The following is an 11,633-nucleotide window of genomic DNA, read 5'->3' on the forward strand; positions in this document are numbered from 1 at the left end:
ATTAACACGCTTTATGCTTAAATAGCCAAATAACATGCACAATAGGCCAAAATAAACTGGTCGGAGCAATTTGAGTGACGAAACTTCAACAAGTAAAAGCCATTGAAATTAGTATTTTGGTTTATCCTCATTTATTAATAACCAGTTTAACCCTGCCTATTGAAATGCTCAGAGCTGGTGAGGCCTTTGCAAAAAGCCATCGTCAGCAGAACGAATTTAAACCTCTAAACATCAATTTAGTGGCAAGTAGTCTAAAAGCGATCCCTAATCGTACTGGGCTTTCAATTATGCCCGATTGCGAAACCGTCACCGCGCCTGCTAGTGAATTGATTATTGTGCCTGGGATTTGGCGAAACCCGCGTCCTGTGGTGAGCAAACAGCAAAGTTTGGTGAACTGGCTTGGTGATTCTTGGCAACAAGGCAGTCATATCATTGGTGTAGGCACAGGTAATTGTTTAGTTGCAGAAGCAGGCTTATTGGATGGCCACCCGGCTACCACCCACTGGCATTACGCAGAACAATTTAAACGTGACTACCCTAAAGTGCAGCTTAAGCCTGATTTTTTCATCACACAATCTGAGCGCATGTATACAGTTGCGAGTTTAAATGCCCTTGCCGATGTTATTGTGCATATTATTAGTCAATATTACGGACGAGAAGCGGCACAACATGTTGAGCGTAATTTCTCCCATGAAATTCGTAAGCCCTATGAAGATCAGCGCTACCTTGAGGGTGCCGTCGATAAACACCCAGATGAACTCATCGCACAAATTCAATTTTGGCTAAAAAACAATTTAACCTCTGAACTGACTCTGCAAGAAATTGCAGCACAATTTAGTTTAAGCTACCGTACTTTTACTCGCCGTTTTCGCCAAGCCACCAGCCAAACTCCTGTGGAGTATTGGCAACAGTTGCGGGTACAATCTGCAAAAGAGTTATTAGCGTCTTCAAATTTGTCTATTCAAGAAGTTGCACTGGAAGTTGGTTATAACGACCAAGGTCACTTAACACGGGTATTCAAGAAAGTGCTTTCACAAACACCTAGTGAATATCGCACAGTCGTTAGACGAAAACTATTTGGCTAAAGCTAAAATGCCGGAAATGTTCTAAGCAAAGGTCAGATTAATCATATTTAAGTTGCTGAATTAAAAATTATTACTAAGCTTTTAGTTAGTTGTATAGGTATTTGTTTGAGTCTAAAAATGTATCAGCTTGATTATGATGAATTAGTGCAAAGTTGGAATAAAACCCTCGAAGTTTTAGCCCTTTTTGCTGATGTACCCGTCGCCTTAGTAATGAAAGTAGAAAACAATATTATTAGTGTGTTTTCAAAAAACAATAACCAAGATAATCCTTATGAAATTGGTGACAGTGAAGAGTTAGAAGATTCAGGCCTTTATTGTGAGCATGTCGTAAAAACGCAGAACTTACTGAACATACCAAACGCACTTATTGATGAGAACTGGAAAGAAAACCCTGATATCAAGCTTAATATGATTTCTTATTTAGGTTTACCTATATGTGCAGGAGACACTACCCCATTTGGCACGATATGTATCTTAGATAGCAAACCCCATGAATATAACGAGCCTGTGATAAAGCTACTCGAAACCATTAAGCAAAGCTTCGAAACACAACTGAAATTATTGTATCAACAAAAACAAGCGTTTGAGCAGCAACAGTTTGCTGAACTAGCCACTTTAATTAGAGGAATAGCCCACGAGCTCAACACACCACTCGGTAACTGCATTACCGCAGTAGATGTTACTCAACTTGCTGTCAAAGAAACACAAACCAGACTTTTAAAAAAACGACTTAGCCAACAAGCACTGCAAAATACTTTAGAGACATTGATAAATACCAATGAACTACTAGACAGAAACTTAACTTCATCTGCTTACAAGATTCGTATTTTACAAGATTTGCTGTATACCAAATCACAATCAAGTAAAACAATCATGACGTTAGAGCAACTCTCTGAGTCATTGTATAAGCACTTAGAAGAGCAAATGAAACATCGCGGTATCAAATTAGATATTAATTATCAAAAACCTCATAGCCAAATTGAAGTTGATATAGACTTACTCAAGCAAGTGCTGTTTATTTTAGTGCAAAACTCAATTGAGCATGCATTCAACAATATTACAGACCCTATAATAGAGATTGATATTTTTGATTTTGATGAGGTGTTAAAAATTCACTACACCGATAACGGCACCGGTATCAGCAGTACTGAACTAAGCTCAATTTTCACCCCATTTTATAAAGGTAAAAACAACCAATCAGGTATAGGGCTTGGCCTCAGCATAGCGAAGAAAATTGTTAGCCAACAACTGCAAGGCGATATTTGCGTACAAGAAAGTGATGTTGGCGCACACTTTTTAATTAGCTTACCTAAGTAAGCTAATAAGTTTAAATGTCTTTCGTAAATAAAATCTTACTAGTTTGTGGGCTGTCTCTGTCTTCATAACCTGCTATGGCATAACCATTTTTGATAAGCATACTTAGCATTGCAGGAAAACGGTTCATCGACTTAACTTTTATGGTTCGGTAATTGTTGGCTTTAACCCATGCTTCTTGCGCGTTTAATAAAGCCTGTGCAATGCCCTGCCCTCTACATTTTGGTGCAACCGCCCCAAGCCAGCTATAGAAAGTGTTTGAATCTAAGGCATAACCCAGTTTGTAGGCCACAGGCTCATTATTGATATAAGCCACTAAAGCTAGATGCTCAACATCTGCACACTTTGCTTGTAATTTGCTAAAGGTATTTCGGCCATCAAACTCAGGAATTTGACTATCGACAAGTAACAGCTCTTCTAAACTAGCTGGCTTTATTATGTAACTTTTTTCCATTCGTTACTTTGATGTATGGGTGCTTGAATACATGATCAAATTTTGCTGCTCTATTTGTTTGTATAAAGCAACTCGCTTTTGATTAATACAATTTCATCTTGTAAATTTTTTTGCAATTGTTGATAAACGTCTTTGTTATGTTCTGTTTTCAATGCAATTTCAACTTTAGAAAGTTGTTCATTTAACTGAGTAATGTGCACTAGCGCTGATTGGTAATATTCAGTGTTTGGTACAATCGCATTAACCGTAGAACTTATAACAAAACAGGGTGGAGTCAGAATAAACAAGAGTAATTTCATATAAGTCCCTTTTTTTATGCCTTATAAACACAAAGTATATCAATACCAAAAAGCATTTAAAGGCTATGGTTAGAAACTCACTTCTAACTTCTAAATTCTAACTTCTATTACCTTCTAATTTCACTTTTCTTTTCGATAATACAACTTTGAATAGTGTTTTACACGGGCATGTACACCGCGCCCTAAGCTCTTAAATTTAGCTTCAAGTACATCTACGCCATATAAAATACCTACCACTAGCACCGATAGTTTTATTGCAGCTAGCAAGTTGTCGGTGGCAATGACAACACCAATTGAAGCTAACACCCAAATTGTCGCAGCGGATGTAACGCCAACAACCGCGCCATCTTTTGCAAGCATCACCCCGGCACCTAAGAAGCCAATACCGGTGATAATTTGGCCAACTACACGTGAATGATCAATATCTTCTCCATGCAACATAAACGCTGTTGATAGAAACAAATAAGTACCTAACACAATGAGCGCTGACGTACGAATACCCACAGGTTTGCCGCGTAATTGACGCTCCATACCAATAATTGCGCCGCAAAAAGCGGCGCTACCAATTGCTGACCAAGAATAAGGGGCAATATCAAATAAACTACTCAGTGTCACTGCACTTCCAAATCAAACTAACAATCAAAATTATAAATAAAAGGCCATCGCTGTACTGAGTCTTGATGAGCCAAAACTAGCCATTTTGCTAAAATCGGCTTTGGCTATAGGCACATGCTGACAATCAATCGCCAATTGTTTTTCGTTTTCACAAAACGGGTCATGCACGTACAAGCAATGCTCATCAATATGCGTTACACACACCCAATGGGGTGATTTTTTACCATCAAATCGGTAAGTGCTGATCAATAACACCACTGCTTTACCCTCAGCAAGCCAATCTTCAATGGTAGCCAAGGTTAACTCTTGATAGCGTACTGGCAGTTTTGCAGCTATCGCTTCGGCTACAAACTGATTGTGTACTGAATGCAAAATGGCTTTTTTCTTTTCACTTCTTACACCATCAATAAACAAAGTATCACGGGTATTTAAAACAACATCGGCTTTAAAACCACGTTTCATTGCTGCAAGCGCTAACCCTAAAGGATGGCAACCGCCATGCCCTGAAGTCATGAAAATAGTCGTCGCTTCACGCCAGATATCCAGCTCTTTGAGCTGGCTCATTGCGGTATCATTCAATGATGACATTGCCATTAATAACGCCGCTGGGCCACAGGTAAATTCGGTTGTTTGCTGGTACCAAGGTGTGTGTTTATCGGCATTAAATTCGATATTACGACGAATGTTTTTTTGCATTCGATGGGCATCACTATGGTCATCATAATAATCACTGTAATGACCAAACACCTGGTAACCCAGTTTTTCATATAAACGAATTGCTGATTGGTTGTTTACCGCAACTTCTAAACGCATGTATAAACGGCCCCGTTTAGCCGTTTCATTTTCAAGCGCAAGCAGTAACTGTGAAGCAATACCTTTGCCTTGCTGAGATTGCAAAACCGCCAGTGAATATAACCGGGCAAGCCGCGTCCCTTTATGGCACCACACTAAACCATATCCAACTAGTTGATTATCTACCTCAGCCACCATCAATAAGCCGTGAGTTGCGCTGATCCAGCGTTTTAAACTACGGTTACTTAATCTATCTTGGCTAAAGCTTTGCTCTTCAATGGCGACAAGAGCCGTCAAATCCGTAGCCTGTGCAAAGCGGATTTGACAAACAGATGCGTTCATTAACCGCGGCCTCGTGCTTCTAGGCGTTGTTTAAACTCATCCATAATGATCATATAAAGCTCATCACCTAAATAGGCATCTTCGACTTTATGGTCGATACTTGGGTTGTCATTCACTTCTAACACGTATGCTTTACCTTGATGCTCTTTAACATCAACACCATACAAACCTTTACCCACTGTTTTACAGGCTTTTAATGCTGCATCAAGCACCACTTTAGGTAACTCAAAGGTTGGCAAGGTCTCAAAACCACCTGAGAAGAAGCGTTTTGCATCATGATTGTAAATTTGCCAGTGATTACGGGCCATTAAATAACGACACGCATAAATTGCACGGCCATTTAACACCCCGACACGCCAGTCGTATTCGGTGTACATATACTCTTGTGCAAGCACCAGTGCACTGAACTCAAACAGCTCAGTTAACTTAGCAACTAACTCATCACGATTAGCAACTTTAAATACGCCTTTTGAGAAAGAGCCTTCTGGCATTTTTAATACCAGCGGATAGCTGAAGTTTGCTTCTAAACTTTCAATTGTCTCTTCATTTGTATCAGCCACAACGTGAGTTTTTAAACTCGGCACTTTTTGATAATTAAAGGCATCGTGCAAATACACTTTATTACAACAGCGCAGTATCGACTCAGCATCATCAATGACCACTAACCCTAAGCTTTGTGCTTTACTCGCTAAACGATAGGTTGGATGGTCGATGGCTGTGGTTTGGCGAATAAATAACGCATCAAATTGTGCAATATTGGTAATCTCATCAAATGTCAGTGCTTGTGCATAAATACCATGTTTAGCGGCTGCTTTTATAAATTTAGCAATGGCATCTTTATCACTTGGCGGCACCTTTTCTTGGTGATCAACCAATATAGCCATATCCCAACGGTAACGACGTTTTTTATCGTGAATGCGCCATACAGACTCAGTAAAGCTACTGAGTTGTTTTACAAACTCCGTAAAGCCTGTGTCATCTAATGATGCAATCGTGCCTTGCTTCACAACACCTTGCTCATCACACACCAAAATAGGCGCAGGATATTGCGAGAATAACGCTTTGGTTGCTTTACTTTGCTGCTCTTTATCTGTGTGACCAAAAAATACAGTGCCACCAGCAAGCGCTTTATGACGCGTGCTGTGCTCATCGCTACGTAGCGCATTAATTGTTTTTACACTTGGTAATACCTGATGCTTTCTTGCTTCAGCAAGCAAAGAACAATAATAACCTTTACTTAAATACTGCCCTGTATCACACAAGTTTAAAATGCGTGTTTTTGGCTCATTATGTTTTGGGTAATCACGTAAGTAGGTGTCAAAGGTAGTGACATTTTCGAAATTTTGAGCAATACGTTGCTCATTGTTATCAACCACAATCAAGGTTTTAAACACGACTTTTCCTAAATTAAGCCATAAATAAAATGAAAAACACCCAACCAATTAAGTGAACGCATGAGGCTAAACTTCACTTAACTAGATGGGTGCTTGAAATACCAATACGCAATAATTGGGAATTAAGCGTATTGCTATAAGCCTTAAGCTTGATGTGATTTATAGAGGTTTTTTTGCTTTGTGACCAACGAGATATTTTTTACTTGAAGATGAAATTTACTGATTAAAAATACCAATAACTAAATTAACTGTTCTATGGCGTACAACTGTTTATTGCCAGCAATAGAGAGTTCAACTTCATCATCAAGGCTCTTTCCAATCAATTGCTTACCTAACGGCGCTTCTCGTGTCACAACATAAATAGGCTGCTCTTTTACTGTGACCACTAAGCCACCTGCACTTGGGCCCATAAAAAACCACTTTGCGTTATCTTGCTCATCGATAAGACACACTAATGCACCTTCACGAACCTTATTAAATTCGCTTTCTTTAAACACTGTATCGAATGACTGAATATCACGGTAGCATTCATTAACTCGTTCAGCTTGCCCTTGCGCTAAATAAGCGGCTTCTAAACCCAAGGTATCGTATTGAGTTTCGGCAACACTTTCTTCGTGAGTTGCAGCGTCATGAGCCGCTTTTGCCGCTGCTTTGGCATTTTGCAGTTGTGCCTCTAGCGCAAAGCGTAAATGTTCAATTACGTGTGTTTTATTCATATCAAAGCAGTTAAAACAGAAAAGCCGCTATTCTATGGAAAAATAGCGGCTGATGAAAGTAAGTTATAAAACTGACTTACGGCATATCCATATAGGCTTTGGTTTTATCATCCAGTGTTTGGGTGTAATTCTCTGAACTTAACCCCAATAACTGCGGCAAGGTAGCGGCGATACAAATCGATGAGAAGGTTCCCACCACAATGCCTGCAAATAACGCAATGGCAAAGCCCGTTAATGCAGCACCAGCAAGCAACCAAATACAGGCAATGGTCGCAAGTGTTGTGCCTGAGGTGATCAACGTACGTGTTAAGGTAGAACCAATTGCATCGTTAATCACGACATGGGTGTTAATGCGTTGATTGTCTGGCTGAATACGTAAAAGCTCTCTGACTCTGTCGCCAACAATAATTGAGTCATTTAATGAATAACCAATAATGGCCAGTAAACTTGCCAGCACGGTTAAATTAAACTCAAGCCCTAGTAAAGAAAACAAACCAAGCACTAAAGTTAAATCATGTAACAGTGCAAACACTGAACCTACCGCGAGTCGCCATTCAAAGCGCACGGCAAGATAAACCATAATTGCAATCAGCGCCGCAAATAAAGCTAAACAACCTTGTTCAAAAAGCTCATCACCCACTTGTGAGCCTAAAAATGAGCTAGATAATACGCTATAGTCTACACCTTGTTCATTCAGCTCTGCTTGCCAAGAACTGGCTTTGCTAGCCTCTGGTGCTTCTCTTAAAACAAAGTGATATTCACCCGCTTTACTGATGGTTAATTTGCTCGCAACCTCAGGGCTTAACTTTGCCTTTAAATCAGCAATTGTCGTGACTGACGTTGTGTTAATTTCACTGATGTAGCCACCTGTAAAATCAAGGCCAAAATTTAATCCCTTTACAGATAAAACACCTAGGCTCGAGATGACTAAAACACAGCTTAGCACAAGACCTAAAACGCGTGCTTTACTCGCAGCAGTTAATGTTGACCAACTCATGCTTTAGCCCCCGTTAAATTAGTTAGTTTAATGTAGAGTGTTTGGCTAAGCGCTTTTGAAATATAAACGCCAGTAAAGACACTGGTTAATAGCCCAAGCGCTAACGTGATTGCAAAGCCTTTCACCGGCCCATAACCAATGGCGTATAAAATAATTGCCGTGATCATCGTAGTCACATTGGCATCAAAAATGGTTGTAAATGCTTGATTATAGCCTTGCTCAATCGCTTGATAAGTGGGGCGACCTTTACGTTTCTCTTCTTTAATTCGCTCAAAGATAATCACATTTGTATCAACTGCCATACCTATCGTTAGTACAAGCCCTGCAATACCTGGCAATGTCAGCACAACACCCGGCAATAACGACATTAAACCGACTAAAGCCGTTAAATTAAGGAGTAAAGCAATATTTGCAATCAAACCTAAGCGACGATACCAAAGCGCCATAAACGCAAGGGTAATACCGATACCCAGCATTAACGCTGCTAAACCGTGCTCAATGTTTTCACTGCCTAAGCTTGGGCCTATGGTTTGTTCTTGAACGATTGTCACTGGCGCTGTGAGTGACCCTGCACGTAGTAAAAGCGCTAAATCGTAGGCTGCTTGAGGGCTTTTCATATTAGTAATGCTAAAACGAGAACTTAAATGCTGGGCAATGTTTGCCACATTGATCACTTCGCTTTTTTTAACAACGTCGCCATTTGCATCCCGTGAGTATTCCGAATACACCGTGGCCATTGGCTTACCTATGTTGTTTTTCGAAAAAGCAGACATCGCATCGCCACCTTGCGAATCTAAACTGAGCTGAACTAAAGGCTTGCCCCATTCATCTTTGCCAACACTGGCATTATTAATGTGATCACCTGAAAAAATCGCCATCTGATTTAAATTAACAACGCCACCGCCTTGTACATTAAACGCTTTACCACCTACTTCGACGACCTGATAAAAATCGAGGGTCGCAGTTGCACCAATAATACGTTTCGCTTCTGATGGGTCTTGTACCCCGGGTAACTCAATGCGAATGCGCTGCTTACCTTGTCTTTGCGTTACCGCCTCAGTGATACCAAGCTCTTCAATGCGACCACGCAGGGTTGTTAAGCTTTGCGCCATAACCTGTTTATCAAATTCGTTTTGACTTTGCTCATTAAAATGCAGTAATACCGTGGTTAGGTTATTAGTCGTTGATTTAGTTTGCATCAGGCCTTTAAATTGACCTTGTAACGTTGAGACGAGCCCTGCAAGTTGCTCCTTACCACTTGGTAAAATTTGTAGTTCAACCCCTTCTTTTACTTCACTTGCCCGAATACCACGGATTTTGTCTTTGCGAAGCGTCAATTTAGTTTGTTGATACACACTGTTTAAGTGCTCTTGCATTGCTTTATCTAGGTCAACATCAAGCACAAATAACACCCCACCATTTAAATCGAGTCCCAATTTAATCGGTGAAAGACCCAGCTGCTGAAGCCATTGTGGGCTTGTCGCATGCTCAACAATTTTAGCCTCTAGCTGTGGGTATTGTGTTTTAATAAAACTCATAGCATTGGCACTTTGGGTAGGCTCAGCTAATAAAATGGTCAGTTGTGCTTGGTTCTCATTGGCTTCCGAGACTTCAAAACTATGTTGATTTAGTGACGTTGTCACACTTTGCAGCGTCACAGTTTGATCTGGCAAGTTAATGTGCAACCAAGATTTGTTAGGGTAAAGGTTAGGTAGTGCGCTAACCGCTAATAAAATACACGCCGCTATCATAGCGACATAACTCATTTTTAGACGACGCCATAGCGCCGGCTTTGATTTATGTGACATACATAACTTCCTTCCGGCATTGTGAGCCGGTAAATATTTAATTCAAAAAATAAAAAGTAACGAAGGAAGTCGTTTAGCTATGGTAGGTTGTATTGGCTTTGTACAAGAGATTAGCGTCTTTCCAGCCACTAATGCGGGATTTTCGTTGAGTGGCTAATGCAAACCATGGGATCACACGCACAACACTTGGCGGCGCTAAAAAGTGCTCTTTTCTCCAGTCTTCAGCAAAGAATTCAATCAATAACTCATAATCAGGGTCAACCTGACTGTGATAAAGAAATAATGATGAATTACTGGCAGTTAAACGCGGCACTAGGGTATCAAACCCCGATGGTTCTACCGGTTTAGGATGTTCAACTGTATGAGTTTGGGAAATAACTGGGGTTTTAGTCAGCTCGACTTGGAACAATTTAGTCGCAGCAAAGTGTGAGTGAGTGTCAGGCATAGCCATGCTCTGTGCACTAAAGAACACAGTAAATAGCAAGATAATGACTGAGAAAAACCGTAACAAGAACTGACCAATAAATTAAGTGGATAATAGGGTTATAATGAGGACAAAAAAATAAAACACAAGTTATTACTTAAATAAAAGTGACTAAAACAAAAGCGGGCCTAATTAGGCCCGCTTAGTCATTTAACTTTTTTAAACTTCTAATGATGACATATCGATAACAAAGCGTGAGGCCATATCACCTTGCTTTAACTTATCGAATGCGTCATTTATTTGGTCCATTTTAATCATTTCAACTTCTGGCAGAATATTATGTAATGCACAGAAATCGAGGATTTCTTGAGTTTGCGCTATACCACCAATCAATGAGCCAGCAACACGGCGACGTCCCATTAATAATGGCACTGAGTTAGTCTCTTCAAGCTCACCTACTTGACCAACCAATACTTGCGTTCCATCAATATCTAAAAGCGGAATATACGGCGTAAAGTCGTGTTTTACCGGAATGGTATTAATGATCACATCAAATTGATTTGCATGCGCTTGCATGGCATCTTCATCGCTCGATACCAATAAATCTTTTGCGCCATAAGATAAAACCTGCTGTTTTTTCTTATCACTACGGCTAATTGCCGTAACATGTGCGCCCATTGCTGCTGCGATTTTAATTGCCATGTGACCTAAACCACCTAAACCAATCACACCAACACGGCTACCAGGGCCCACATTCCATGTACGTAATGGCGAATACGTTGTGATACCCGCACATAAAATTGGTGCACACTTAGCAAGGTCTAAGCCTTCTGGCACATTAAGTACAAACTCTTCACGCACCACAATGTGCTTTGAATAGCCACCTTGAGTGAGTTCACCACTAATGCGGTCTTGTCCTGAGTAAGTCCCTACCATACCTTCACGGCAAAACTGCTCTTCACCGTTATGACACTGGTCACAGCTTAAACAGCTATCAACCATACAACCCACAGCAACATTATCGCCCACTTTATATTTAGTAACGCCGCTGCCTACTTCGAGGACGCGACCAACGATTTCATGGCCTGGTACCACTGGGTACTGAGTCCAGCCCCAGTCGTTTTCTGCTGTATGTAAGTCTGAATGGCACACGCCACAATACAGAATTTCAATTGATACATCTTCATCACGAAGTGCACGGCGTTCAAAATGATACGGCTCTAATGGTTTTTCAGAATCATGTGCTGCATAACCGACGGTTTTCATGCTTACTCCTTAGTTTTCTTCGTGTTTTACTCATGCATTTAACTAATTTGCTAATGCGCTGGTGTATAATGCATTCAGTATAGAGGTAAATTAACAAATTACACTTGCCTAAAACACGAAAGCTTTT

General features: G+C 40.4%; 12 protein-coding genes. 2 read left to right on the forward strand and 10 right to left on the reverse strand.

The annotated features are described in order from the left end of the window. Positions 1–74: 74 nt before the first annotated feature. Together MTF66_RS06085 and MTF66_RS06090 are read left to right on the forward strand one after the other, a co-directional pair. The gene (locus MTF66_RS06085; RefSeq protein ID WP_248526748.1) at positions 75–1,085 is read left to right on the forward strand and encodes a GlxA family transcriptional regulator; all 1,011 of its coding nucleotides are present in this window, start codon (positions 75–77) and stop codon (positions 1,083–1,085) included. Positions 1,086–1,190: 105 nt separating this feature from the next. After that, on the forward strand, positions 1,191–2,402 hold the full coding sequence (locus MTF66_RS06090) for an ATP-binding protein (protein WP_248526749.1): 1,212 nt from the start codon (positions 1,191–1,193) through the stop codon (positions 2,400–2,402). A 10-nt stretch (positions 2,403–2,412) separates the two neighbouring features. On the opposite strand, the gene MTF66_RS06095 is transcribed toward MTF66_RS06090, so the two are convergent. From MTF66_RS06095 to MTF66_RS06140, 10 genes are all read right to left on the reverse strand, one after another. Then, on the reverse strand, positions 2,413–2,853 hold the full coding sequence (locus tag MTF66_RS06095) for a GNAT family N-acetyltransferase (protein ID WP_248526750.1): 441 nt from the start codon (positions 2,851–2,853) through the stop codon (positions 2,413–2,415). 50 nt (positions 2,854–2,903) lie between these two features. After that, positions 2,904–3,152: a hypothetical protein gene (locus tag MTF66_RS06100; RefSeq protein ID WP_248526751.1), complete on the reverse strand. Its 249-nt coding sequence runs from the start codon at positions 3,150–3,152 to the stop codon at positions 2,904–2,906. Positions 3,153–3,272: 120 nt separating this feature from the next. Next, complete coding sequence (locus MTF66_RS06105; protein ID WP_248526752.1) at positions 3,273–3,767, reverse strand: MgtC/SapB family protein; 495 nt, start codon at positions 3,765–3,767, stop codon at positions 3,273–3,275. Between the two features lie 30 nt (positions 3,768–3,797). Beyond that, complete coding sequence (locus MTF66_RS06110; protein WP_248526753.1) at positions 3,798–4,901, reverse strand: GNAT family N-acetyltransferase/peptidase C39 family protein; 1,104 nt, start codon at positions 4,899–4,901, stop codon at positions 3,798–3,800. Next, positions 4,901–6,295: a RimK family protein gene (locus MTF66_RS06115; protein ID WP_248526754.1), complete on the reverse strand. Its 1,395-nt coding sequence runs from the start codon at positions 6,293–6,295 to the stop codon at positions 4,901–4,903. Before MTF66_RS06115 ends, MTF66_RS06110 begins: the two co-directional genes overlap by 1 nt. A 239-nt stretch (positions 6,296–6,534) precedes the next feature. Continuing rightward, on the reverse strand, positions 6,535–7,011 hold the full coding sequence (locus MTF66_RS06120) for a transcription elongation factor GreAB (protein ID WP_248526755.1): 477 nt from the start codon (positions 7,009–7,011) through the stop codon (positions 6,535–6,537). 76 nt (positions 7,012–7,087) lie between these two features. Continuing rightward, positions 7,088–8,008, reverse strand: coding sequence for a protein translocase subunit SecF (gene secF / locus MTF66_RS06125; protein WP_248526756.1), 921 nt, complete (start codon positions 8,006–8,008; stop codon positions 7,088–7,090). After that, positions 8,005–9,816 (reverse strand): protein translocase subunit SecD, encoded by a 1,812-nt coding sequence (gene secD, locus MTF66_RS06130; RefSeq protein WP_248526757.1) that lies wholly within the window; start codon positions 9,814–9,816, stop codon positions 8,005–8,007. The genes secF and secD overlap by 4 nt, the downstream gene beginning before the upstream one ends. Before the next feature lie 73 nt (positions 9,817–9,889). Next, entirely contained in the window at positions 9,890–10,261 is a 372-nt protein-coding gene (locus tag MTF66_RS06135) for a hypothetical protein (protein WP_248526758.1), read from the reverse strand. Between the two features lie 198 nt (positions 10,262–10,459). Further along, entirely contained in the window at positions 10,460–11,506 is a 1,047-nt protein-coding gene (locus MTF66_RS06140) for an NAD(P)-dependent alcohol dehydrogenase (protein WP_248526759.1), read from the reverse strand. Between the last annotated feature and the right edge of the window lie 127 nt (positions 11,507–11,633).

This window comes from Pseudoalteromonas sp. 2CM39R (assembly GCF_023161845.1).

What these genes read in the sequence shown, in the direction of transcription:
- secD (WP_248526757.1), bottom strand. Translation starts at nt 9,816, where the DNA reads ATGTCACATAAATCAAAGCCGGCGCTATGGCGTCGTCTAAAAATGAGT.
- MTF66_RS06095 (WP_248526750.1), bottom strand. Translation starts at nt 2,853, where the DNA reads ATGGAAAAAAGTTACATAATAAAGCCAGCTAGTTTAGAAGAGCTGTTA.
- MTF66_RS06140 (WP_248526759.1), bottom strand. Translation starts at nt 11,506, where the DNA reads ATGAAAACCGTCGGTTATGCAGCACATGATTCTGAAAAACCATTAGAG.
- MTF66_RS06120 (WP_248526755.1), bottom strand. Translation starts at nt 7,011, where the DNA reads ATGAATAAAACACACGTAATTGAACATTTACGCTTTGCGCTAGAGGCA.
- MTF66_RS06100 (WP_248526751.1), bottom strand. Translation starts at nt 3,152, where the DNA reads ATGAAATTACTCTTGTTTATTCTGACTCCACCCTGTTTTGTTATAAGT.
- secF (WP_248526756.1), bottom strand. Translation starts at nt 8,008, where the DNA reads ATGAGTTGGTCAACATTAACTGCTGCGAGTAAAGCACGCGTTTTAGGT.
- MTF66_RS06110 (WP_248526753.1), bottom strand. Translation starts at nt 4,901, where the DNA reads ATGAACGCATCTGTTTGTCAAATCCGCTTTGCACAGGCTACGGATTTG.
- MTF66_RS06135 (WP_248526758.1), bottom strand. Translation starts at nt 10,261, where the DNA reads ATGCCTGACACTCACTCACACTTTGCTGCGACTAAATTGTTCCAAGTC.